We start from the raw sequence: 24,854 nt of genomic DNA, 5'->3' as shown, positions 1-24,854 counted from the left end.
GGTGATAAATGAAAGCTCTTCGAAAACCCGGCAAGCTCGCCCTGCTCGCCCTTGTGCTGATCCCTCTCGTCACCTGGCTGGCCTGGCCAGGCAACACACCGGACCCGGTACTGACCGCAACGGTAACCCGCCAGGATGTGGAGCAGACGGTGCTCGCCAGTGGCGTACTGCAGGCCATCGAGCAGGTGGATGTGGGGGCCCAGGTCTCGGGTCAGGTCACCTATCTCGCGGTGGAAGCGGGTCAACAGGTCAAACAAGGAGAGCTGCTGGCGGAGATCGATCCCCTGATCGCCCAGAACAACCTCAAGACCGCCGAGGCGGAGCTGGCCAGCCGCCGCGCCCAGCTCAAGATCAAGCAGGCACAGCTCAAACAGAACGAGCTTGCCTGGCGCCGCCAGCAGCAGATGTTTCGGCAGGAAGCGAGCTCTCGTGCGGATCTGGAGAGCGCCGAAGCCCAGCTTGCCGTCACCCGGGCCGAGTTGCAAAGCGCCCAGGCCGACATCGACAACGCCATCATCAAGGTGGAGCGCGCCAAGACGGAGCTCGGCTACAACCGCATTCAGGCCCCCATGGATGGTACCGTCGTCTCCATCGTCACCCGGCAGGGGCAGACCCTGGCCGCCAGCCAGACGGTACCGACCCTGCTCAAGCTCGCCAATCTCGACACCATGACGGTCAAGGCCCAGATCTCCGAAGCGGACGTCACCCGTGTCAAGGCGGGCATGCCGGTCTATTTCACCCTGATAGGGGATCCGGATACTCGCTACCACGGTACCCTGCGCACGGTCGAGCTGGCCCCCACCAACATCAATGAGCAGACGGCCAGCACCATGGCCACCAGCAATGCGGCCATCTACTACTATGCCCTGTTCGATGTGCCCAACCCCGGCCATCAGTTGAGGGTCGCCATGACGACCCAGGTCACCATCGTACTCGGCGAGCGCAAGCAGGTACTGGCCATTCCCCAGACCGCCCTCGGCAAGAAGACTGGCGACAACGAGTACGAGGTCAGCCTGCTCAAGGCAGGGGACCAGAGAGAGATCCGCCGCATCAAGACCGGCATGAAGGATGACATCAAGATTGAGGTGGTGAGCGGCCTGACCGAGCATGAGAAGGTGATCCTGGAGCAGGGCAAGCCGGCCCTGCACGATGAAGGGGAGATGGAGCCGTGAGCGAGCCCCTGATCCGTCTCAAGGGCATCGAGCGGCGCTACCAGAGCGGAGAGCACGAAGTGACCGTGCTGCACCCGCTGGATCTCGCCATCGATGCCGGGGAGATGGTGGCCATCGTCGGCGCCTCCGGCTCCGGCAAATCGACCCTGATGAACCTGCTGGGCTGCCTCGATCACCCGAGCGGCGGCCAGTATCTGTTTCGCGGCCAGGATACCGCGACCCTGGATGCCCTCTCCCTGGCACGGCTGCGCTGCCACCACTTCGGCTTCATCTTCCAGCGCTATCACCTGCTGCCCCATCTGGATGCGGCCGCCAACGTGGAGATCCCCGCCATCTATGCCGGCACTGCCCGCCTTGATCGCCAGGCCCGAGCCCGCACCTTGCTGACCCGCCTGGGACTGCAGGATCGCAGCCACCACAGACCCGGCCAGCTCTCCGGCGGTCAGCAGCAGCGGGTCAGTATTGCCCGGGCGCTCGCCAACGGCGGCGAGGTGATCCTGGCGGACGAACCCACCGGCGCTCTCGACAGCCAGAGCGGCAAAGAGGTGATGGCCATCCTCAAGGAGCTGCACGCCCAGGGCCACACCATCATTCTGGTGACCCACGACATGGCGGTGGCAAGCCATGCGGATCGCATCATCACCCTGCGTGACGGGCGGGTAGTGGAGGACAGCGGCCATCGGGCGACCGATGACAACGCACCCTCCCCATCCGGGGCGCCGGCCCACCCGCTGCCAGGTGATGGCAGCCAGTTGGCCCCTCCCCCTGTCGGGCAAGATGCACAGGGCACAGGCGCCGCCGTCCGCACCGCAAGCCGGGGCTGGGATCGCTACCGGGAGGCGGGGCGCATGGCCCTGCACGCCATGCTGGCCCATCGCATGCGCACCTTCCTCACCATGCTCGGCATCATCATCGGCATCGCCGCCGTGGTCAGCGTGGTGGCGCTGGGTCAGGGGGCGCGCGCCAAGGTGATCGACGACATCAACGCCATGGGCACCAACACCATCGACATCTTCCCCGGCAAGGACTGGGGAGACGAGAAGGCCGCCAGCATCCAGACCCTGAACGAGCGGGATCTCGACGCGCTGCTCGGCCAGCCCTATCTGGAGGGGGCCAGCCCCCAGATAGCGACGTCGGGCCAGCTTCGCTATCGCAACAAGACCAGCAGCGGCAGCGTGATCGGGGTCGGCAACGACTTTTTCCGGGTCAAGGGGATGACGCTCACCCAGGGGCGCCTGCTTGATGAGCGGGACATCCGAAACCGGACGGCAGTCGCCGTGGTGGATGGCAAGACCATAGAGAGCCTGCTCGGCAAGGTGGACCCGGTCGGCCAGGTGGTGCTGGTCGGCACCCTGCCGGTGCGCATCGTGGGGGTGGTCACCCAGGAGACCGGCTTTGGCCGCAGCAGCCAGTCGGTCAATGTCTGGCTCCCCTACAGCGCCGTCATGAGCCGTCTCCTCTCCCAGCAGCACTTCACCCAGATCACCATCCGGGTCAAGGACGGCGTCCAGCCCGCCCTGGCCGAGCAGGCGGCAGTCGCCCTGCTGACCCAGCGCCACGGCGTGAAGGACTTCTTCACCTTCAGCAGCGACAGCATCGTCAAATCGGTGGAGAAGACCACCGCCACCCTGACACTGCTGGTCTCCGCCATCGCGGTGATCTCCCTCATCGTCGGCGGCGTCGGGGTGATGAACATCATGCTGGTCTCGGTGGTGGAGCGTACCCGGGAGATAGGGATCCGCATCGCCGTCGGCGCCCGCCAGTCCGATATATTGCAGCAGTTCCTCATCGAGGCGGTGATGGTCAGCCTGCTGGGGGGGCTGCTCGGTATCGGCCTCGCCCTGCTCATCGGCGCTCTCTTCTCCCTGCTCGTGGAAAGCTTCCAGATGCGCTTCTCGCTCTTCTCCATCCTGATGGCCTTCGGGTGCTCCTCCCTCATCGGGATCCTGTTTGGTTACCTGCCCGCCCGCAATGCGGCCAGGCTCGATCCGGTGGAGGCACTGGCGAGGGAATGACGATGCACAACCTATCAAGGCTCGGGCTAAGCCTGATGCTCACCGCCAGCCTCGGTGCCTGCAGCCAGCAGAGCACCTATCACAGACCCGATCTCGACGTGGCGCCAGCATGGCAGCAGGAGAGCCGGGGTCTCACCGCGCAGCAGGCTGGCCCCTGGTGGCAGGGATTCCAGGATCCCGCACTCGATCGCCTGGTCGAGGCGGTGCTGGCCGCCAACCCGGACATGCGGGTGGCCGGGCTCAAGCTCAAGAATGCCCTGCTCGGCGCCGATCTGGCTGACACCAACCTCACCCCCTCGGTCAGCGCCAATCTCGGGGCCAGCGGCACCAAGAACATGAAAGATGGCAGCGCCAGCAGCAACCTGGGCCCTTCCCTCAACCTCAGCTACGAAGTGGATCTCTGGGGCAGACTGGCCGCGGCAAGGGATCAGGCGAGCTGGGAGGCACAGGCCAGCGAACAGGATCTGGCCGCCACCCGGTTGCTGCTCATCGGCAAGACCCTGGAGCAATACTGGCAACTGGCCTACCTCGGTTCGGCCATGACCCTGGGCACCCAGCAACTGGCCAATCTGGAGCGCATTGAACGCCTGACCCGCGCCAAATACGAGGCGGGCGCCGTGACCCGACTCGATCTGGTACAGGCCAGCCAGCAGAAGGCGGGCAAGCAGGCGGAGCTCGCCACCCTCACCCAGCAGCGGGCACAGGCGGGCAATGCTCTTCGCCTGCTGCTGGGCCGCAGCAGCGGGCCGCTCGCTGACGCTCCCGACGCCCTGATCATGGGCCCGATCCCGTCCGTGGCGGCCGGCATCCCCGCCGATGTGCTGGCGCGGCGCCCCGACGTACGGGCCGCCGAGCTGCGCCTTCGCAAGACCCTTGCGAGGGGAGACGAGATCCGCACCGGCTTTTATCCCACCCTGAGCCTGACCGGCGGTGCCAGCACCACCTCGGATACCCTGACCCAGGTGCTGCAAAATCCGGTTGGCACCCTGGGCGCCACGCTGGCGCTCCCTTTCCTCGAGTACAACAAGACCCGGCTCTCCATCGCCAGCGCCGACATCGACTACCAGATTGCCGAAACCGAGTTTCGCAAGCAGCTCTATACCGCGCTGCTGGAAGTGGAGGATGGCCTGGCCGCCCGTCAGCAAGGGGATCAGCGGCTGCGCTATCTGGAGCAGCAGAGGGCCTATGCCCGGGAGGCCGAGAGGCTGGCAGGCGCCCGTTTCCTGGCCGGAGCCACCGGGGTGCAACCCTGGCTGGATGAGCAGAACCGCCTGTGGGATGCCGAGCTCGCCCTGCTGGCACAGCAGCAGGCCCAGCTCAACAACATGGCAGGCATCTATCGGGCGCTGGGGGGAAGCGATCGAACCTGACCCAGGCAGAGAGTGTGGGATCGCGATGGACATCCCGAGGAGGTCAATCGCGACCCATTCTGCCCACAAACCAATTGATAATAGTTTTCATTTCATCAAGAATGGGCGCCATCATCAGCCAGGAGTATGCCCATGTCTCAACCCGCCCCGGCCAATCGCCCCCGCCTGCTCACCGTCAAGCATGTTCAGGATGTGAGCCCGCACCTGCGCCGAATCTGCCTGACCAGCCCCGAGCTTGTGGACTACCCCTTCAGCTGTGGCGGTGCTCATGTCAAGATCATGCTGCCCCGACCGGATCAGCGCGAGATAGTGTTGCCCACCCCCACCGACAAGGGGCCTCGCTGGCTCGATCCCGCCCAGAAACCCGTCATTCGCACCTTCACCATACGCGCGTTTCGCCGGGAGGCGCTGGAGCTCGACATCGACTTCGCCCTGCACGGCGAGGCCGGCCCCGCCAGTCGTTTCGCCCTGCACGCCAAACCGGGTGACAGGCTCGCCATCTCGGGCCCGGGTGGTCCCTACCCCATGCTGCAAACGGCCGAGCACTATTACATGGCGGGGGATCTCACCGCCCTGCCCGCCATCAGCGCCATGGTGGAGGTGATGCCGGCCCATGCCCTCGGCCATATCGCTCTGCTGGTCCCCCATCAGGACGACGTGCAGGATCTGTCGCTGCCGGCCGGCGTCGACCTGCGCTGGTTCGTGGGCAATCCGGAACAGGCCGCGACCCTGGTGGCGCATTTCACCGCCCAGCCTATGGTCGCCGAGGGGAGCTATTTCTGGTTTGGCGGGGAAGAGAGCCTGGTCGTGCCGCTGCGCCGCCACGTCAGACGCGCCCTGGATGCCGAGCGCCAGCGGGTCTACGCAGTCCCCTACTGGCGCAGCGGCAAGGATGAAGACGCCTACCACCAGGACAGGCACGCCGTGATGGACAGCTGACCCCCTCTTTATCTTGTGACTGGCGGGCTTCTTCCCTCGGGGAGCGGCCTGCTTTTTCTGCGGTTCCCCCGCCATCGTTCTCTCTCCCCCCATCTTCGCCTGGCGATTTCATTGCACTTGCATTTGAGACAAACACCAAGATAATGACAATCATTCTCAACAACTACGATGAGCCGTGAATCTGTCTGCTCCCAACAGGATGCCGCATACGGGTTCCCCATCGCACACATGCACAGCAAGGTAACTCCAGATGGCAGTTTTGAATTCGGTCATGCGCGCCTTCGCCATAGAGGCGCTACCCACCCCTGCCGAGCTGCTGGCGCAGCACCCCTGTCCGGCCGACATGGCCCGGCACATCGACAACCAGCGCCATCAGGCACGCCGGATCCTGGCAGGTGAAGACGATCGCCTGCTGGTCGTGATTGGCCCCTGCTCCATCCATGATCCCGTCGCGGCCCTGGACTATGCCGGACGGCTGGCACGACTCGCCACCGCCTATGAAGACAGCCTTCAGATAGTCATGCGAGCCTATTTTGAAAAGCCGCGCACCACGGTGGGCTGGAAGGGGCTGGTCTTCGATCCGCACCTGGACGGCAGCAACGACATCAATCGGGGATTGCATCTGGCACGCCAGGTGCTGCTCGACATCAATGGACTGGGGCTCGCCACCGCCACCGAATTCCTCGACACCACCAGCTTTCTCTATCTCGCCGATCTCGTCAGCTGGGGCGCCATCGGGGCACGCACCACGGAGTCTCAGGTCCACCGGCAATTGGCCTCCGCCCTGCCCTGCCCCGTGGGATTCAAGAACGGTACGGACGGCAATATCCGGGTCGCCATCGATGCCATCCAGGCCAGTACCGCCTCCCATCTCTTCACCGCCCCCGGCAGCCAGGGCGGCATGGTAGTGATCAAGAGCGAAGGCAATCCCGACGGCCATATCATTCTGCGTGGCGGCACCCTGCCCAACTACCACCAGAGCGATGTGGCGGAGGCAGCAGACCGCCTCACCCGCCAGGGACTCCCCCCTCGCCTGATGGTGGATTGCAGCCATGGCAACAGCCAGAAGCTGCACACGAACCAGCTGAAGGTCGCCAAAGAGCTCTGTCGCCAGCTGAGCGAAGGGAGCCAAGCCGTCGCCGCCGTCATGGTCGAGAGCTTCTTGCTGGGAGGAAACCAGAAACCGGCTCCTCTGGGTGAACTGCAATACGGTCTGTCAGTGACCGATGCCTGCCTCTGCTGGGAAGAGAGTGAACACCTGCTTGCCATGCTGGCAGAGGCGGTCCAGGCCCGTCGCCGCACCCGGAGAAAATACACACACGCCGTTCAGTCTGAACTCGGACAACCCGTCATCTAGCATTCGGTTTATTTGTTTGCCACCAATTGGTGTCTGCCTCATCCGCACATTGTCCGGCATCGTGCGGATATATCGCAGAAGAGCGGTGTCAAACAGACCATAAATAGAGGGGATAAATTAATAGGCGGTGGGCGTCATGCATCAGCATGAAAAAGAGACGGGCCGCTCAGGCATACAGATGAGGATCCACCGCCGCTATTTCATTCTGTCACAGCAGGTATCCATGATCGTTTCTCACAAGGGACGAAGAAACACGGGCTGTATGAGTCCTCAGTGCGTATAAGTGGCGAGGTGGCGTGGAAGATGATGCGCCAACTTTATTGGGCACATGATGGTTATGGCTATTCCAGACGAGGCTCTCCAATTAACCGGAGTAACCTGCGCAATTGGGTTTTACTGCGACATCCTCTGAACCCTGAAAATAATAATGCCGCCCTGCAGGCGGCATTATCGAGATCCGGATCCGGCGATCAGATCAGGAAATCGTTCAGATCCTTGCCCAGCGCAACTTGCTCGGCGATGGCCTTGGGCATACGACCCTGACCGGTCCAGGTCTTCTCCTGACCGTCTTCCTGGTACTTGTATTTCGCAGGACGGGGAGCACGCTTGCTCTTGGTGGTGCCCGCCGCAGCCGGAGCCGCCACGCTGCCGATCAGCTCACGGGGATCGATACCAGCCTGTTGCAGCATTTCGGTGAATTCATTCAGTTTGCGCTGACGCTCTTCCTGTTCGGCACGTTCCTGTTCAACGGACTCGGCACGCTCGTTATATACCAGGTCAAACTTTTCTTTCGCTTCTTGCAGTTGCTCAAACGGCAGTTCACGAATGGCAGCGCGCAAGCTGCGAATGTTCAGCAGAACCTTCAGAAACTCGTTCATTACTTCCTCACAGAATTATTTTTGTATGTCACAGGGATAACACGATTTGAGAATAGCATGCCCATTGGATAACAACATAATGTTTTTATACCATCCGGCAGCGCGCTGACACCATATGGACATTATTCACCGTGGTTAATTCCCTGCCTGATACTTATTGGGAATACCCTCACGGACTTTATTTTCTATTTTCCCCGGTTAATCTCTGGTTCACCTCATCCGTTGCACACGCTGTTATCTCTTACCCGCGACGCTCTGCGCCAAGTCATTTAGCAGCAGTGCCGGCCCTTATTGTACAAATAGTGCGCTCATGGGCATCACCTTCGCGGACAATAAACCAGGTCCCGTTTCAGGATGCCCCTTGCGCCTGATCCTGTATCCAGCGGATGAATGCCTGGATCTTGGGACACTGGCGATGAGGGAGGGTCGCCAGGTAATAACGCGGCTCGCAGCGCACCGCCATATCCGGGAAGGGCATCACCAGCGCTCCGCTCGCCAGCGCCTGGCTTGCCAGCTGCCTGCGCCCCATGGCGACACCGGCGTGGTGGGTGGCGGCAAGGATCGCCAGATCCGCTCGATCAAATCCCATGTGTGACGAGCAGGCCTCCAGGGAGAGATGCCAGTGGCTCCCCCAGGTGCGCCACTCGTCGCTGTCGGTGTCCAGGCCCCAGGCCTGCCTGTCATGGAGCAGGCGGCACTGCTGCAGATTCCCCACCTCCCCCATCAGACCGTGGTCGCTGGCGTATTGAGGGCTGCACACCGGCACCATGTATTCATCCATCAGGGGGTGGATGGCCAGGCCCGTCGGGGTTCTGGCATCGAAGTTGAGGGTCAGATCGATGCCGTAGCCGTGCAGGTTTATGTGCTCGTTGCCCGTCAGCAGGTTGAGCTCGATGTGAGGATGCAGACGGGAAAAATCGGCGAGCCTTGGCACCAGCCAGCACTGGGCGATGGAGGGGCGCGAGTGCAGCGTCAGGGAGCCCGACAGCGCCTGCTCCCTGATCTCCAGCACCTCCTGATTGATGAACTCCAGGGAGGAGGTGAGGGCCCAGAAGATGCGCTGCCCCTCCGTGGTCAAGGCCACCTTGCGGTGAAAGCGCTGGAACAGCAAAAAACCGAGCGCCTCTTCCAGGGCCGAGATGCGGTGGCTCACCGCGCTTGGGCTCAAGGAGAGCTCGTCGGCGGCGAGCGCAAAGGAGCCGTGGCGGGCCGCCGCCTCGAAGGTGTGGAGCCTGGCGAGCTGATGGCTGCTGAGCAGCTTGCTCCTCACCCCCGGGTGCTCATCGCGTTGCATGGTTGGGCCTCCCTCTCTTTTATCTGGCAGATGATACCAGAAGGGCGAGGTTTGCATTCACCAGGAAGACTCAACTCACCCGTATGCGAAGACACAGCAAGGTAGATGACCATTTGCATCAACTGGGCTCATCCAAGCGACGCGTTTTATCATTTGTCACGGCAACGCTGGTGCCATTCAATGGGATGATTCCGTCACCACCCCGAGAGGCTTTCATGACACACACCGACATTGCCGGGCTCATCGCCCGCTTCCCCCTGCTCGAACCGCTGATCGCCCTCACCCCTGTGACCTGGTTCAATCCGGGGGCCACCTCCCTCGCGGAAGGATTGCCCCATGTGGGGCTCACCCGGCACGATGTGGCCGCCGCCTCCGCCCGGCTCGCCCGCTTCGCCCCCTACCTGTGCGAGGCCTTCCCCGAGACCCGCACCAGCAACGGCATTCTGGAGTCCGAGATCGCCGCTATTCCGGCGATGCAGGCTACGCTCAATCAGCGCTACGAGGTTGAGGTCACCGGTCGACTGCTGCTGAAAAAAGACAGTCACCTGCCCATCTCCGGCTCCATCAAGGCGCGCGGCGGCATCCACGAGGTGCTGGCCCATGCCGAACACCTGGCCATCCAGGCTGGGCTGCTGCGCGAGACGGATGACTATCGCACGCTGTTCTCGGACGACTTCCGCCACTTCTTCGGCCAGTACAGCATCGCGGTGGGGTCGACCGGCAACCTCGGCATGTCCATCGGCATCATGAGCGCCCGCCTCGGCTTTCGCGTCACCGTCCACATGTCGGCTGATGCGCGGGAGTGGAAGAAGCGCAAGTTGCGCGAACATGGCGCCATCGTGGTGGAATACGCCGAGGATTACGGGGTGGCGGTGGAGCAGGGACGCAAGGAAGCCGAGCGCGATCCCAACTGCTTCTTCATCGATGACGAGCACTCCCGCACCCTGTTCCTCGGCTATGCGGTGGCGGGCGAGCGGGTGAAAAAGCAGTTCGACGAGATGGGCATCAGGGTGGACGCCGACCATCCGCTCTTCGTCTACCTGCCTTGCGGCGTCGGCGGTGGCCCCGGCGGGGTGGCCTTTGGTCTCAAGCTGGCGTTTGGGGACAACGTGCACTGCTTCTTCGCCGAACCTACCCACTCCCCCTGCATGCTGCTCGGGGTCCACACCGGGTTGCACGATGCCATTGCGGTGCAAGACCTTGGCATCGACAACCTCACCGCCGCCGACGGCCTCGCGGTGGGACGCGCCTCCGGTTTTGTCGGCCGCGCCATGGAACGCCTGCTTGCGGGCTTCTACACCCTGAGCGATCAGGAGATGTACGACCTGCTGGGGCTCCTGGCCCGGGATGAAGAGATCCGGCTCGAGCCCTCGGCACTGGCGGGCATGGCAGGCCCCTGGCGAGTGGCCACCAACCTTGAGTGGCAGAGTGGGCAGGGACTGGATGCTGCCAAGATGGCCGGGGCCACCCACCTGGTGTGGGCCACCGGCGGCGGCATGGTGCCCGCCGAGGAGATGGAAAAATACCTGGCCTGCGCCCGGATCTGATCTTTTTTTCGCCCCCGTGACCCGCCGACCTGGCGGGTTTTTCTACTGCGAGATCAGCAAGATGGCACCTCAGTCCTCGCCACCATGACACAGACGGCCAGACTGCTGGACAGCCTGATTTGTCATCCAGCCCCACTGACTGGTTATTTTGTGATACGATAGAGACCGTTTTTTGACATCTGCGCCCCGTTGTCCCCTTTTTCCGGTGAGATAACCACCGGATCCGGCGACCAACACCTGCCGGGCGCAGCACAACATGTGCCCAGTTCGAATCGCTCCTGCGCGACCTTGACGCCAGGAGCACTCCCCTCTGGGCACCTTAGATAAGGAGATCGGGCGATGAAACAATATCAAAGCTGGTTGGGACAATATCTGATGAGCCGCCGTGACGGAGACCACGCCATGGCATCCGAGCTCGCCAACTCCATCTGCGAATTCTGGCAGGCCCGTGGAGATGAGGCCGAGACCAGCAAATGGCAGCAGATCTACGAGCAGCACGTGGAAAAAACCACCTGACGACCTGCTCTCCTCCATAAAAAAACCGGCGCTCATGGCGCCGGTTTTGCATTTCAACGACCCGGATCACATCTGGTCGATCATGTCCTGGGCGAACTGGGAGCAGGAACGCAGGGTGGCTCCTTCCATCAGACGCTCGAAGTCATAGGTGACGGTCTTGTTGGCGATGGCCGCTTCCATCCCCTTGACGATGAGGTCAGCCGCCTCGGTCCAGCCCAAGTGGCGCAGCATCATCTCGGCAGAGAGGATGAGGGAGCCCGGGTTGACCTTGTCCTGGCCAGCGTATTTCGGCGCGGTGCCGTGGGTGGCTTCGAACAGGGCAACGCCATCGCCGATGTTGGCGCCCGGCGCGATGCCGATGCCGCCGACCTGGGCCGCCAGCGCGTCGGAGATGTAGTCACCGTTGAGGTTCATACAGGCAATGACGTCATACTCGGCCGGACGCAGCAGGATCTGTTGCAGGAAGGCATCGGCGATGACGTCCTTGACGACGATGGTCTTGCCGGTCTTCGGGTTCTTGAAGGAGCACCAGGGGCCGCCGTCGATGAGCTGGGCATCGTACTCTTTCTGGGCCAGGGCATAGCCCCAATCCTTGAAGGCACCCTCGGTGAACTTCATGATGTTGCCCTTGTGCACCAGGGTCACGGAGTCGCGATCGTTGTCGATGGCGTACTCGATGGCGGCACGGACCAGACGCTCGGTACCGGCCTTGGACATGGGCTTGATGCCGATGCCGCAGGACTCGGGGAAGCGAATTTTCTTCACGCCCATCTCGTTTTGCAGGAAAGCAATCACCTTCTTGGCTTCATCGCTGTCTGCCTTCCACTCGATGCCGGCGTAGATGTCTTCGGCGTTCTCGCGGAAGATCACCATGTCGGTCAGCTCGGGGTGCTTGACCGGGCTCGGGGTCCCTTCGTAGTAACGGACCGGGCGCAGGCAGACGTAGAGGTCCAGCTCCTGGCGCAGGGCCACGTTGAGGGAGCGAATACCACCGCCGACCGGGGTGGTCAGCGGGCCCTTGATGGCCACGCAGTATTCACGAATGAAATCCAGGGTTTCGGCCGGCAGCCAGGCACCTTCGCCATAGACATGAGTCGATTTCTCGCCGGTATAGATCTCCATCCAGGCGATCTTGCGCTCGCCTTTGTAGGCTTTCTCGACCGCAGCATTCACCACATTCAACATGGCCGGGGTCACGTCCACACCGATACCATCCCCTTCGATAAACGGAATGATGGGATTGTGGGGAACCTGCAGCTTGCCGCTGGCATCGACTGTGATTTTCTGGCCCTGGGTCGGGATAACTACTTTGCTTTCCATCGGCATCTCCTAACTTCCGTTTGTTATCAATCTGATCGTTGCGCGCGGCCATCTTAAGCCCATCCATTTGCATAATCAAATAGCGGGCGTGCATGTCAGACCATAGTCGGGGAGTGGATCACAGTGCGCCTGAGGATCCCCTACTCCCTCGCCGCCCTCTGGTCCTGACGAGGCGCAGGCCCCGTCCATCCGGGCCTCTTCCTCTAGTGATGACAGCGTCTCCCTGCCCTCGCCGCCCCGAAGGAGCCTTTCCCCCAAATCCCGTTCGCCTTTACATCGTCGTAACCCCTTTGGCGAGGCAAGGCGCGCCGGGGGACAGGCTGCCGGATCCGGACTAGGCTCTTTGCCAGTGATCGGGGCGCCCGGGGCGTGGCCGGTCATGAAGAGAGCACGACAACAAGGAGAACACCATGTTTATCGTCACCAACCGGATGGTCAACGAGCAGGGCAAGACCCCCAGCGAGATCTTTGGCGAAAAACCCGCAGAGGGCCCCAACGAACTGCGCCTCGCCGAGGCCCGGCGTCAGGGCAAGCAGTGGCAGCTGGACCTGCTGCCGGATCAGATCACCGCCGAGATGGCCGCCAGCGTCGGCCTTGACCCCGACCTCCCCCACCCGGCCAGCGCCTATGTGGCGCGCAAGCTGCTGGAGCGCTGCGCCGGGACCGGCAGCACGGCCAAGCAGAAGCTCAAGACCGGCAAACACCTGCTGCTGTTCGTACACGGCTTCAACAACGATCTTGACGATGTGCTGGAGCGGGCCGCGGGGCTCGAGGCCCGGTACGGCGTCGAGGTGCTCTGCTTCAGCTGGCCCGCCAATGGCGGCGGCGCCCGGGGTGTGCTGAGCTACAAGAGCGACAAGCGCGATGCCCTGGCCTCGGCCGGGGCCCTTGACCGGGTGCTGGAGAAGATGAAGGGGCTGCTCGACGAGTTCAACGGCCAGTATGTGACGCAACTGGAAGAGAAAGCCCAGAAGAAGTTCGCCGACAACGGCGAGGCCTGGGATCGCTACTTTGCCAAGGAGGTGAACAAGCGCTGCCCCTTCACCATCAACCTGCTGCTGCACAGCATGGGCAACTACCTGTTCAAGCACCTGCTGGGCAGCACCACCTACCACGCCAACCAGCTGCTGTTCGACAACATCATCATGGCCGCCGCCGACACCAACAACGAGCTTCACGCCCAGTGGGTCGATCGCATCCAGTGTCGCAACCGCCTCTACATCACCATCAATGAGCGCGATGGTGCCCTGATGGCATCGCGCATGAAGATGGGGGAGCAGCAAAAGGCGAGGCTCGGCCACTACACCCGGCGGCTGGACGCCAGAACGGCCACCTACGTGGACGTGACCAATCAGCCCCATGTGGGGGACTCTCACGCCTACTTCGAAGGGGATGCCCTCGCCAACGAGAAGGTGCTGCGCTTCTTCCACACCGTCTTCAACGGCGGCACCGGCGAGCGCGCGGAGCTGTTCGATGCGGCCCAGAACCTCTATCGCCTCTAGCCACTGCGCAAAAAAACCACCGCCCCGAACAGGGCGGTGGTTTTTCATTATGCGCTCACTTGGTGGCTACAAGGCCGCCAGGGGCTAGTGTTCTGCCGCTTCCGGCTGGGGCGCTTCGCTGCGCTCCCGTTGCAGTTCATCGACCCTGGCCTGCCATCTGTCCTGGGCCTGTTTTTGCCCCTGGGACTCGAATTCCTGGCGCATGGTGTCGATTTTTTGGTCAAGTTTTTCCATCAGGATGTCTCCTTACATCTCGGGTTACACACTGGCTGACGGCACTGTTTGGCCAACCTGCTCACCCGATTGGACACCAGGTTTTCCCCAATTGTCCAACAAAATAAACGATTGATTATGCAAAAACCAATCTAGAAAATGGGTTGAAGCTCCTTATGAAACCCCATTATTCACCCTGAAAACGCCTGATAAAAACACTATTTTTACCATTGATATCAATATCTTGATATTTATCACTAGCTCAATGACTCCCTTGAGATCGGCATGACGAGTGTATGCACATTTTTTTTCACAAAAACACCCCGCTCTCCGAGTTTTGCGACCGGAAAGGCCCCCATTTCCATCCAAAAATGCGATGGGTTATGACACAACCCATCTCTTTAATGGATAGATAATCCCCAACCCCGGCCCTGCGGCTTGCCAACCCGACCACCAGCAGGTTCGCTTGTTACCCATCCGGGCATATCCCGCCCCACTCCCGCCCCGATAAAATGAAGCCGCACCACGCCTGCTGAGCGGGTTGTTGCCGCCCTCATCCCCTCTCGTCGGAGTCATGACATGGATCTCTTCTGGTGGTTTGCCCTGCCCGTCGCCGCAGGCACCTTCTATGGGTGCTATTTCTGGAACCAGCGCCATGCCCAGCCCGACTGGCTGCGCCTGCCCACCCGCGCCGACTACCTGCACCAGCATCCCGAATGCGCCATCGACGATGAACATGGGGCGCGCTGCTGCGCCTGCGGCTCCGACAAGGTGCTGGGCCACCCCCAGACCGGCTGGCCTGATCATCGCTTTCGCCACACCTGCCTCGCCTGCGGCAAGGCGCTCTTTCGCACCGAAGAGCCCCCGATATAAGCATCCACATTCTCTCTTTTTGTATGGCGATGTATGGCGATGGCAGATGCTGACATCCGCGAAGCAGCAAAGAGCACGCGCTCGGGACAGGGAGACATCTCAGATGGAAAAGGATTTAACCGCACTGAAGCGCAAGTGGCTCAAGAAGCATCTGCAAGCGCTACGGGCAGTAAAAGACGAGGAACAAGAGAAAGAGACCATGCTGGCATTTGTCGGCATTCTGTGTGCACTTTTGCCAATACTGACTGCGGCTGTCTACTTTGTGGGTATGCGTTATTACCACGGCTACCTAGGACAGTTCGGATTGAAGAGCGATGAGTTCTCTCTCCCCCCAGACACCACCTTATTCCACGGGTTTTATCTTCTCATTCAACTGTTCTTACCCTATGTGCTACCGCTCGTTACGGCGGTAGCCGGACTGTTTCTCTCGCTCACATTTTTATTTTTCAAAGTGAAATGGCGGCTGAGGCTCTCATGGTGGTTATTTCGCTTTGTCGAGCGGCTTCCCATTGTGCAAGAAGGAGGCAAGATTGCTCATCACTATCCTGCTCCGTTTACCTTCCACTGTTTGAGCTGGTTAAAACGTACTTACTTCAAATTTACTGTTTTTATACTGCCTCCCTTGCTGGTCATCATGGCGTCAGAACACATCAAACCTATGGGGGAAGAGCTCGCTAAAGACCAAATCACCCTCCTCGAACAAGGCAACTGGCCAGAGAGTAAGGCCCATAGCCAGTCCCCTCTGCTGGGGGATGAACCCCATATCCGCATCGGCTGTAACACCGCCCACTGCGCCTATCGCCTCAAGGGGGGTGACACCCTGATCCTGCGCCTCGACCAGATAACCGAAACCCGCTACCGGCCTGACAAGGCCGCCCCGAAATAGACGGCATGGCGCAGGCGTCCTGACAGGGAGAGCGCCGACCAGGTCATAATGGGTTGTCGTTTGTGACCCTGTTTCGTACTATTGCCCGCCACTGCGAACCCCCTTTTCCGGCCCGGGCGTCACGCACGGCGCGGGCCCACAAACGGATAGCGATCCCATGACATCTCTGACCCACTGCTCGGTGCTGGCGATGACGCTGGTTGCACTGCCCGCCCTCGCCTCCGGCGACGGTGACGGGTGCGGCTTCTGGCTCACCGACTGCCCTCTCCCCACCTATCCGCTCTATCTCAACGAGAACGACACCCGGGGCAACCTGCTGATGCTGCTGGGGGATGCCCAGCATCACCCCCTCCCCTTCACCCTGCCGGCGGATCCGCTGAACGAGCGCAGCCAGCCGCTGTTCTACCTCACCCGCCTCCCCCAGCCGGAGGAGGTGGAGGACCCGGCGCTGCGCGAGCAGCTCGGCAGCCGGCTGGCCGCCTACGACCCGTCCCTCCCCCCGCTGCTCGAGCACTACGCGGGCCACGACTCCCTCTACGGCCACGCCATCTCCAACTCCCTCTCCTCGGTCAGCGCGTTTCTGGACGCCCTCGAGCAGAGCGAGGTGCCCGCCCCGGAGCGCACGTCGCTGCTGCGAAGCCGTCTGCTGATCCTGGGGCAGCAGGAGAGCCCGGCCCCCGCTACCGAAATGAGCGGTGCTGCCCTGGAGTGGCAGGGGTATCTGCAGGCTGCCCGGCACTTCTACGAGAGCCGCTTCGAGGAGGCCCGCGCAGGCTTTGCCGCCTTGCAGCAGGCCAAGGCCCCCTGGGTGGCCGAGAGCGCGACCTACATGGTGATGCGCACGGAGATCAACCTCGCGATGAAGGAGGCGAAGGACGAATACGGTGATCAGGACGTCACCAGGAGTGACAAGGAGGCCCTTCGCCGCGCCATGGCCCAGGGTCAGGCCTATCTGGCGGCCTACCCGCAAGGGCGCTACGCCAGCTCGACCAGAGGACTGTTCAGACGCATCCAGTGGATGGCCGGTGATCTCGGCGCCCTGCGGGATGCCTATGACGAGGCCATGGCAACCCGCCAGCCCTTGCCGGCGCTGGAGGCCCTGGTCAACGAGATCGATCTCACCCTGCTCAGTGGCGATGCCTATCGCCATCAGGCGGCCTATCAGGACTCGGCCCAGCCGGCGCTGCTGTTCGTCAATGCCCTGCGGGGTCTCAGACCGACCTATGAGCGGCCGCGGGACTGGCAAGATGCCCAGCTGGACGACGCCATCGCGCACCTGCAAAAAACCGGTCACCAGGCGCAGGCGGCCTATCTCAAGGCCTATGCCCTCTTTTTGGACAAGCAGTTCGAGCAGGTGCTGGCCCTGCCCTCCCCCGGGCAGGAGGACGCCACCCTGGCATTCAGCCACCAGATGCTGCGCATCTGGGCCTGGCAGGGCATGAAGGCCTTCGACAAGGCCGAGCAGGCCCTGATGGCGCTGGTGGCCTCCCCCCTGGGTCAGGCCCAGCAGGCGTTCGTGGAGAACGTGCTGGCGGATCACTGGGTACGCACCGGCAACACGGCCGCCATCTTCCAGCCCGGCAGCCCCATCACCCAGCTGCGCATCCGCGCGGCCGTGCTCAAGCAGGAGGCCGAACCCGCCCTGTTGCGCCAGCAAGCCAGTCAGGGCCCGAGCGCGGCGGAGCGGCAGATTGCGCTCCATACCCTGCTGGTGCGGGATCTCATCGCCAGCGACCCGGCCACCTTCTTGCAGGATGTGGCCCTCATCCCCGCCGATTACAAGGAGGCGACCCCTCCCGCCGACGCGCCCTGGGAACCCGTGCCCAACGGGGATGTGCGCCTCTCGGCGTTCCAGTGGCGCGGAGAGGGGACGCCCCAGGGCTACCACTGCCGGGATCTGGCCCAGACCCTTGGCACCCTGGTGCAGCGCCCCGACGATGGTCATGCCCTCAACTGCTTCGGGGAGTACCTGCGCAGCCGGGATCCCCATATCGACCTGTGGCAGGATCGCGAGATGATCTGGGGGCTGGCGCAAGACGAGCGCCCCACGTTCCCGAGTCGCCTCGCCCTCTATCAGGCCGTGATGGCCAACCCCAAGGCGGAGCCCGAAGACAAGAGCTATGCCCTCTATCGCGCCATCCAGTGCTATGCCCCCTCCGGCTACAACAGTTGCGACAGCCAGGAGATCCCCAAACGCACCCGGCAGGCCTGGTTCAACACCCTCAAGCAGCGCTATGGCAACTCGGTGTGGGCCAGATCCCTCAAATACTACTGGTGAGCCATGAGCAGACCCCCTGAACGCGCCCTGCTGGCGCTGCTGCTGACGACCCTGGCCACCCCCCTTGAGGCCAGTGTCGATGCCAGCGCCTATGACGCCTTCTGGCTCTGGTCCGCCACCCGCCACCAGCCGGTACTGGAACAGGCCAGCACCCTCTATCTGCATCAGGGGGAGATCCTGGACAGGCCCGGCGGCTCCCGCTTCGTCAAGCTGGGGCGGGTTCCCTCCCCCCTCAAGGCCGGGCAGGTCTGGCTGGTGGTGCGTGTCAACGCCCTCCCCCTCTCCCCCGCCCACGAGCAGGTGCTGGTGCGCCTCTACGAGGGGTGGCGCGCGGCCGGGGCCAGGGTGGCGGGCATCCAGATCGACTTCGATGCGGCGACCCGCCAGCTCGATCGCTATGGCAACGCCCTGCAACAACTGCGGCGCGCCCTGCCTCCCGGGTGCAAGCTCAGCGTGACGGGGCTGCTCGACTGGGCGAAAACGGGGGACGTGGCAGAGCTCAATCGCCTGCCCGTGGACGAGCTGGTGATCCAGACCTATCAGGGCACGCGCACGGTGCCGGGCTATCAGGCCTATCTGCCCGCCATGGCGCACCTGACCATCCCGTTCAAGGTAGGGCTGGTGCAGGATGGGGAGTGGGATCCCGCCTGGCAGACAACACTGGCCGCCTCCCCCCATTACCGGGGCGAGGTGGTCTTCCTGCTCAACCGCCCGGCGCCGATCCCGGGGACCAGTCCCCCTGTTCCCCGGCATGACGCCCACTGAGACGCGGGTGAACCCCATCGGGACACAGGGGCAAGGGCGTGCCCACGGCAAGCAGCAGTGGCAGACCCTGATCCGGCTGGTGGCATCCACACCGGGCGAGATGCCGTGCGAGAGGAACGCCGTCCGGGCCACCACATCGGTCAAGCCCGCCATCGTGCTGCGCGGCGCGCGGCGTCACAAACAGGGAGAGAAACAAGGATGACGTTTGTCGAGATGGACCCCGCCCACCTGCCGCTGGCCCTGCTGCTGGAGGCCGATCCCGCCGCGTCGCGCATCGCCGCCTACCTGCCCGGGGCCTGGGGCTTTGCCGCCCTGGCGGACAACGAGGTCGTGGGGGCCTGCGTGGCGGGCCTGGTGGGGGAGCAAACCGCCGAGATCTTCAACATCGCCGTTGCCCCCAACCGCCAGCAGCAGGGCATCGGCTCCGGCCTGCTGCGCTTCGTGCTGGAGAACCTGGCCGGGAAGGGGATAGGCCGCGTCGAGCTCGGTACCGGCAGCTTCGGCCACCAGCTCACCTATTACCAGCGCCACGGCTTTCGCGTCCATGCCGTCGTGAAGGATCACTTCCTCATCCACTATCCCGAGCCCCTGATGGAGCACGGCATCCAGCACAAGGACATGCTGCGCCTCTCCCTCGCACTGGCGCCGGACACCGCCTCCCCCTGACCAGAGAGGGTGAGCCCCGCTCTCCCCCTGATGGCCGCCCCCTGTGGTACACTCCGCCATCCCCTGTTTTTGGTAGGCATGCGATGAAATCAGCCCGTCCCCGTCTCTCCCTCTCCGCCCGCCCTGACGCAGGCCGCACGGCCAGCGGGCCCACCACGGTGCGCCCATCCCAACGCCGGGAGGCCCGGCACGCAGGGAGAGTCAACGAGCGCAAACCGGCCCCCGCCCCGGCGGATCGCAAGCTGCTGCTCCTGAACAAGCCCTACATGGTGCTCTGCCAGTTCACCGACGAAGGGGGCCGCGAGACCCTCAAGGATTACATCAAAGAGCCCGGCATCTATGCCGCGGGCAGGCTGGATCGAGACAGCGAAGGGCTCTTGCTGCTCACCAACGACGGCAAGTTGCAGGCACGCCTCACCCAGCCGGGAGAGAAGACCCCCAAGACCTACTGGGTGCAGGTGGAAGGCATCCCGAGCGAGGAGAAACTGGCCGCCCTTCGCGCCGGTGTGGAACTCAACGACGGCATGACCCTGCCCGCCGGGGCGCGCATCATGGATGACCCTGTGGTGTGGCCACGCAATCCGCCCATTCGCGAGCGCAGGGAGATCCCCACCTGCTGGCTCGAGATAACAATCGTGGAGGGGCGCAACCGCCAGGTGCGGCGCATGACCGCCCATATCGGCCACCCCACCTTGCGCCTCATCCGCTACGCCATCGGGGAGTGGACCCTCGATGGTCTGGCGCCGGGAGAGAGCCGCGCCCTGCCCGCCCCCGAGCTGGCACCCGCGCCACGACCAGCCGCCACGCAAGGCAAACCACGGGCATCCGCCGCAGCCGGGGGCACTGGCCGCAGTGCCCCCCGCACCGCCCGGCCAACAGATCAGGATCCAGCCCAGGGGCGGGACCGCCGCGGGGCAGACCCGCGCCAGGCCAATCGCAGCGGCGGGCGCACCACCGCCCGCCGTCCGGCTCGCACCAAGCCCTCTGAATGAAGGCGACAGCGGATCTGCATCGAGCGCCCCCGCCGGGGCACAGCCAACAAGACAAGGAGTCCTTATGAGCGATCACCCACCGCTGCCCACCCGCCTCACCGTGGCCGCCCTGGTGCACTGGCAGGGGCGTTTCTTGCTGGTGGAAGAGGAGATTGCGGGCAAGCGCCGCTTCAACCAGCCCGCCGGCCACGTGGAGCCGGGAGAAGATCTCATCCAGGCGGCCTGCCGCGAGCTGAAGGAGGAGACCGGACTCACCGCCGCGCCCACCGGCTGGCTTGGGGTCTACCTCTTCAAACCGGCGGACAGCGAGGCCACCTTTGTGCGCACCGCCGTCATCTTCGACCTTGAAAAGTCGCCCGGTCAGCACCATCCAGAGGATCCCGACGGTGACGTACTGGCCTGTCACTGGCTTAGCCTGGAGGAGATTGCCGAGTGCAAGCCCGCCCTGCGAAGCCCCCTGGTGTGGCAGTGTATCCAGGACTATCTGGCAGGCACCCGCCTGCCGCTGTCGGCACTCAAGGCCTTTATCTAAGCGCCATTGGACGCTCTTTTTGACGCGATGGGGCCGAGACAAGAAAAACGATTTCCCGCCGCCGGGCTTCCAAGGGGAACGGCGGCAGGGAGATGTGACCGGGGGCGCAAAACTCTGGTAGAATACGCCCCGTTTAAACGAACTGGTAACTTCGACTAATGACAGACAACAGCCAAATCAAGGTGATCGTCGGCATGTCCGGCGGCGTGGATTCTTCCGTCTCGGCCTACCTGCTCCAGCAGCAGGGCTATCAGGTCGAAGGCTTGTTCATGAAGAACTGGGAAGAAGACGACACGGACGAGTACTGCTCTGCCGCCCAGGATTTGGCTGATGCCAAGGCCGTCTGCGACAAGCTGGGGATGAAACTTCACACCATCAACTTCGCCGCCGAATACTGGGACAACGTCTTCGAACACTTCCTGGAAGAGTACAAGGCGGGTCGCACCCCGAACCCGGACATCCTGTGCAACAAGGAGATCAAGTTCAAGGCGTTCCTGGAATTCGCCGCCGAAGAGCTGGGGGCCACCTACATCGCCACCGGCCACTATGTGCGTCGTGACGACAGCACCGGCCGCCCTCGCCTGCTGCGCGGCCTCGATACCAACAAGGATCAGAGCTACTTCCTCTATACCCTGAGCGAAGCCCAGGTGGGTCAGAGCCTGTTCCCGGTCGGGGATCTGGAAAAACCCGAGGTGCGCCGCATCGCCGAGCAGCTGGATCTCATCACCGCCAAGAAGAAAGACTCCACCGGCATCTGCTTCATCGGTGAGCGCAAGTTCAAGGACTTCCTGGCCAAGTTCCTGCCCGCCCAGCCCGGCCCCATCGAAACCGTGGACGGCAAGATCATCGGCGAGCATCAGGGGCTGATGTACCACACCCTGGGCCAGCGCAAGGGGCTTGGCATCGGTGGTCGCAAAGATGCCACCGAAGAGGCCTGGTACGTGGTGGACAAAGAGGTGGAGCGCAACACGCTCGTGGTGGCGCAAGGGGAGCACCCCCGCCTCTACTCCGACGGCCTGGTCGCGAGCCAGCTGCACTGGGTGGATCGCACCCCCATTCGCGCGCCGCGCCGCTGCACCGTCAAGACCCGTTACCGTCAGGAAGATATCCCCTGCCTGATCCAGCCCATCGACGATGAGACCATCCGGGTCATCTTCGACGAGAAACAGGCTGCGGTGACCCCGGGCCAGTCCGCCGTCTTCTACGACGGGGAAGTGTGTCTGGGCGGCGGCATCATCGAACAACGTTTCAGCCATCCGGTCTAAGGGCTGGACGCTCACGAGCGTCCGCGCTGTACTCCCTTCTCCCCTCGCGGGAGAAGGGTTGGGGATGAGGGGGTAACCACCCTCACCCTGACCCTCTCCCTGAGGGAGAGGGGACAAAGAAAAACAGTACCAGGCAGCGATGCATGATTGGCAACGTCCAGGCCGGATCATGGCATCGGCCGGTGAATGAACAGAACAGGGCCGTGAAGACATGGCCGACACATTCCAGGCCGGATCATGGCATCGGCCGGTGAAAGAACAGAACAGGGCTGTGAAGACATGGCCGACACATTCCAGGCCGGATAATGGCATCGGCCGGTGAAAGAACAGAACAGGGCTGTGAAGATATGAGCGACAAATTCCAAGACAGAACCATGGCCTTTGCAGGCATCTGCCAGGCCGCCTATCTGGTGCAGAAAGTGGCCCGTGACGGCTCCTGCGACGAAGCCTCCCTGCGCGAGAGCCTGCAAAGCATTCTGGTCACCAACCCCACGCAGCCGCTGGAAGTGTTCGGCAGCCACCTGGCCATTCGCGACGGCTATCGCGCCCTGGCGGAACAGCTGGGGGCCGACGGCAGCCAGAAGAATGCCGAGCTGACCCGCTACGTGGTGAGCCTGATCGCGCTGGAGCGCAAGCTCGCCAAGCGCAAGGACATCCTCAACATGCTGGGGGAGCGGATCAGCCAGATCGGCCGCCAGCAACAGCATTTCGATCTGCTCGACGAGCAGATCCTGGCCAACATGGCGAGCATCTACAGCGACCTTATCAGCCCCATCGGGCCGCGCATCCAGGTGGCGGGCACCCCGCTGTTCCTGCAGCAGCCCCTGGTGCAGCACAAGGTGCGCGCCCTGCTGCTCGCAGGCATCCGCGCCGTGGTGCTGTGGCGCCAGCTCGGCGGCAGCCGTACCCAGATCATCTTCGCCCGCAAGAAGATGGTGGAACTGGCCAAACGATTTTAACCCCCACACCAATCATCAGGAGTTCACCCCATGGAGCTGTCCGCGCTGACTGCCGTTTCCCCGATTGACGGTCGTTATGGCGACAAGGCCGATGCCCTGCGCCCTATCTTCTCCGAATTCGGTCTGCTGCGTTTTCGCGTCGAAGTCGAGGTGCGCTGGTTGCAAAAACTGGCCAGCCACGCCGGGATCCCGGAAGTCCCTGCCCTGAGCGAGGCAGCCAATGCCGTGCTTGACGGCATCGTCAGCAACTTCAACGAGCAGGATGCCGCCCGCATCAAACAGATCGAGCGCACCACCAACCATGATGTGAAAGCGGTGGAGTACTTCCTGAAAGAGAAGGTGGAAGTGAACCCGGAGCTGGCCGCCGTCAGCGAATTCATTCACTTCGCCTGCACCTCGGAAGACATCAACAACAACTCCCACGGCCTGATGCTGAAGACCGCCCGGGAAGAGGTGATCAAGCCTTATTGCGAAAAGCTCATCAGCGAGATCAAGCGCCTGGCCGTCGAGTACCGCGACATGCCGCTGCTGTCACGCACCCACGGTCAGCCGGCGACCCCGAGCACCATGGGCAAGGAGATGGCCAACGTCGCCTACCGTCTGGAGCGCCAGCTCAAGCAGATCATGGCGGTGGAGCTGCTGGGCAAGATCAACGGTGCCGTGGGCAACTACAACGCCCACATCAGCGCCTACCCGGATGTGGACTGGCACCAGTTCTCCGAGGAGTTCGTCACTTCTCTCGGCCTGACCTGGAACCCCTACACCACCCAGATCGAGCCCCACGACTATATCGCCGAGCTGTTCGACGCCCTGGCCCGCTTCAACACCATCCTGATCGACTTTGACCGTGACGTCTGGGGTTACATCTCCCTGGGTCACTTCAAGCAGCGCACCATCGCCGGCGAAATCGGCTCCTCCACCATGCCCCACAAGGTCAACCCCATCGACTTCGAGAACTCCGAAGGCAACCTGGGTCTGGCCAACGCCGTGTTCCAGCACCTGGCGAGCAAACTGCCCATCTCCCGCTGGCAGCGTGATCTCACCGACTCGACTGTGCTGCGCAACCTGGGTGTGGCGGTGGGTTACTCCCTGATTGCCTATCAGGCGACCCTGAAGGGCATCTCCAAGCTGGAAGCCAACGCGGACGCCATGGCCGCCGATCTGGACGCCAACTGGGAAGTGCTGGCGGAACCCATCCAGACCGTGATGCGCCGCTACGGCATCGAGAAGCCCTACGAGAAGCTCAAAGAGCTGACCCGTGGTCGCCGCGTCGACGCCGAAGGGATGCGCACCTTCATCGACACCCTGGAGTTGCCGGAAGCGGTCAAGGTCGAGCTCAAGAAGCTGACCCCGGCCAACTACATCGGCGACGCCCAGCGTCTGGTCGATCTGCTGAAATAAGTGATGTAACCGAACCGGCGGGGGCTCTGTCATGACGGCAGGGCCCCCGTTGATTTTGGCCCATTTGATATGATCACCCTCTATCGGGCCATTTCAGAGCCCTTGCCCAAGCCC

23 protein-coding genes are annotated in these 24,854 nt (G+C 62.9%); 19 read left to right on the top strand and 4 right to left on the bottom strand.

What is annotated here, in order from left to right:
* Positions 1–8 precede the first annotated feature (8 nt).
* From AB7E19_RS02585 to AB7E19_RS02565, 5 genes are all read left to right on the top strand, one after another.
* Positions 9–1,172, top strand: a complete 1,164-nt coding sequence (locus tag AB7E19_RS02585; RefSeq protein ID WP_322131470.1) for an efflux RND transporter periplasmic adaptor subunit — start codon at positions 9–11, stop codon at positions 1,170–1,172.
* Entirely contained in the window at positions 1,169–3,187 is a 2,019-nt protein-coding gene (locus tag AB7E19_RS02580) for a MacB family efflux pump subunit (protein ID WP_322131471.1), read from the top strand. Before AB7E19_RS02585 ends, AB7E19_RS02580 begins: the two co-directional genes overlap by 4 nt.
* Entirely contained in the window at positions 3,184–4,557 is a 1,374-nt protein-coding gene (locus AB7E19_RS02575; protein WP_427934582.1) for an efflux transporter outer membrane subunit, read from the top strand. The genes AB7E19_RS02580 and AB7E19_RS02575 overlap by 4 nt, the downstream gene beginning before the upstream one ends.
* Positions 4,558–4,689: 132 nt before the next feature.
* Positions 4,690–5,496 (top strand): siderophore-interacting protein, encoded by an 807-nt coding sequence (locus AB7E19_RS02570; protein WP_322131473.1) that lies wholly within the window; start codon positions 4,690–4,692, stop codon positions 5,494–5,496.
* A gap of 250 nt (positions 5,497–5,746) precedes the next feature.
* Positions 5,747–6,853, top strand: a complete 1,107-nt coding sequence (locus AB7E19_RS02565) for a 3-deoxy-7-phosphoheptulonate synthase (protein ID WP_045524002.1) — start codon at positions 5,747–5,749, stop codon at positions 6,851–6,853.
* 470 nt (positions 6,854–7,323) lie between these two features.
* Here the strand turns inward: AB7E19_RS02565 and AB7E19_RS02560 are convergent, their stop codons facing one another.
* Both AB7E19_RS02560 and dsdC read right to left on the bottom strand, forming a co-directional pair.
* Complete coding sequence (locus AB7E19_RS02560) at positions 7,324–7,731, bottom strand: H-NS family nucleoid-associated regulatory protein (RefSeq protein ID WP_010673634.1); 408 nt, start codon at positions 7,729–7,731, stop codon at positions 7,324–7,326.
* 349 nt (positions 7,732–8,080) lie between these two features.
* On the bottom strand, positions 8,081–9,025 hold the full coding sequence (gene dsdC, locus AB7E19_RS02555) for a DNA-binding transcriptional regulator DsdC (RefSeq protein ID WP_052814981.1): 945 nt from the start codon (positions 9,023–9,025) through the stop codon (positions 8,081–8,083).
* Between the two features lie 215 nt (positions 9,026–9,240).
* On the opposite strand from dsdC, the gene dsdA reads away from it, so the two are divergent.
* Complete coding sequence (gene dsdA / locus AB7E19_RS02550; RefSeq protein ID WP_427934581.1) at positions 9,241–10,572, top strand: D-serine ammonia-lyase; 1,332 nt, start codon at positions 9,241–9,243, stop codon at positions 10,570–10,572.
* A 339-nt stretch (positions 10,573–10,911) separates the two neighbouring features.
* Entirely contained in the window at positions 10,912–11,088 is a 177-nt protein-coding gene (locus AB7E19_RS02545) for a hypothetical protein (protein WP_080944224.1), read from the top strand.
* A gap of 66 nt (positions 11,089–11,154) precedes the next feature.
* Here the strand turns inward: AB7E19_RS02545 and icd are convergent, their stop codons facing one another.
* Positions 11,155–12,408 (bottom strand): NADP-dependent isocitrate dehydrogenase, encoded by a 1,254-nt coding sequence (icd, locus tag AB7E19_RS02540; protein ID WP_010673630.1) that lies wholly within the window; start codon positions 12,406–12,408, stop codon positions 11,155–11,157.
* 410 nt (positions 12,409–12,818) lie between these two features.
* Here icd and AB7E19_RS02535 point away from each other — a divergent pair, with 410 nt between their 5' ends.
* On the top strand, positions 12,819–13,910 hold the full coding sequence (locus tag AB7E19_RS02535; RefSeq protein ID WP_042864175.1) for an alpha/beta hydrolase: 1,092 nt from the start codon (positions 12,819–12,821) through the stop codon (positions 13,908–13,910).
* Between the two features lie 84 nt (positions 13,911–13,994).
* Here AB7E19_RS02535 and AB7E19_RS02530 read toward each other — a convergent pair whose 3' ends face one another.
* A complete protein-coding gene (locus AB7E19_RS02530; protein WP_010673628.1) occupies positions 13,995–14,144 on the bottom strand; it encodes a hypothetical protein in 150 nt (49 codons plus the stop codon).
* Positions 14,145–14,702: 558 nt separating this feature from the next.
* Here AB7E19_RS02530 and AB7E19_RS02525 point away from each other — a divergent pair.
* From AB7E19_RS02525 to purB, 11 genes are all read left to right on the top strand, one after another.
* Positions 14,703–14,996, top strand: coding sequence for a hypothetical protein (locus tag AB7E19_RS02525; RefSeq protein ID WP_039039249.1), 294 nt, complete (start codon positions 14,703–14,705; stop codon positions 14,994–14,996).
* Between the two features lie 103 nt (positions 14,997–15,099).
* Complete coding sequence (locus AB7E19_RS02520) at positions 15,100–15,882, top strand: hypothetical protein (RefSeq protein WP_322131477.1); 783 nt, start codon at positions 15,100–15,102, stop codon at positions 15,880–15,882.
* A gap of 157 nt (positions 15,883–16,039) precedes the next feature.
* Positions 16,040–18,160 (top strand): hypothetical protein, encoded by a 2,121-nt coding sequence (locus AB7E19_RS02515; protein ID WP_427934580.1) that lies wholly within the window; start codon positions 16,040–16,042, stop codon positions 18,158–18,160.
* A 3-nt stretch (positions 18,161–18,163) separates the two neighbouring features.
* On the top strand, positions 18,164–18,925 hold the full coding sequence (locus AB7E19_RS02510; protein ID WP_216986810.1) for a DUF3142 domain-containing protein: 762 nt from the start codon (positions 18,164–18,166) through the stop codon (positions 18,923–18,925).
* Positions 18,926–18,932: 7 nt separating this feature from the next.
* Positions 18,933–19,127, top strand: a complete 195-nt coding sequence (locus AB7E19_RS02505) for a hypothetical protein (RefSeq protein WP_052688017.1) — start codon at positions 18,933–18,935, stop codon at positions 19,125–19,127.
* A complete protein-coding gene (locus tag AB7E19_RS02500; protein WP_041213262.1) occupies positions 19,124–19,591 on the top strand; it encodes a GNAT family N-acetyltransferase in 468 nt (155 codons plus the stop codon). Before AB7E19_RS02505 ends, AB7E19_RS02500 begins: the two co-directional genes overlap by 4 nt.
* 83 nt (positions 19,592–19,674) lie before the next feature.
* Positions 19,675–20,583 (top strand): pseudouridine synthase, encoded by a 909-nt coding sequence (locus AB7E19_RS02495; protein ID WP_322131479.1) that lies wholly within the window; start codon positions 19,675–19,677, stop codon positions 20,581–20,583.
* Positions 20,584–20,647: 64 nt separating this feature from the next.
* Positions 20,648–21,115 carry an NUDIX hydrolase gene (locus tag AB7E19_RS02490; protein ID WP_010673620.1) on the top strand — a complete coding sequence of 156 codons (468 nt, stop codon included), beginning with the start codon at positions 20,648–20,650 and terminating at the stop codon, positions 21,113–21,115.
* A gap of 158 nt (positions 21,116–21,273) precedes the next feature.
* Entirely contained in the window at positions 21,274–22,380 is a 1,107-nt protein-coding gene (gene mnmA / locus AB7E19_RS02485; RefSeq protein WP_010673619.1) for a tRNA 2-thiouridine(34) synthase MnmA, read from the top strand.
* Between the two features lie 347 nt (positions 22,381–22,727).
* Complete coding sequence (gene hflD, locus AB7E19_RS02480; protein WP_322131480.1) at positions 22,728–23,339, top strand: high frequency lysogenization protein HflD; 612 nt, start codon at positions 22,728–22,730, stop codon at positions 23,337–23,339.
* 30 nt (positions 23,340–23,369) lie between these two features.
* Positions 23,370–24,740: an adenylosuccinate lyase gene (gene purB / locus AB7E19_RS02475; protein WP_010673617.1), complete on the top strand. Its 1,371-nt coding sequence runs from the start codon at positions 23,370–23,372 to the stop codon at positions 24,738–24,740.
* Positions 24,741–24,854 lie beyond the last annotated feature (114 nt).

Source organism: Aeromonas sp. (assembly GCF_050252055.1).
GTDB lineage: Bacteria > Pseudomonadota > Gammaproteobacteria > Enterobacterales > Aeromonadaceae > Aeromonas > Aeromonas caviae.
The sequence above is the reverse complement of the archived record's forward strand: the minus strand, read 5'-3'. Positions and strand labels throughout refer to the sequence as shown.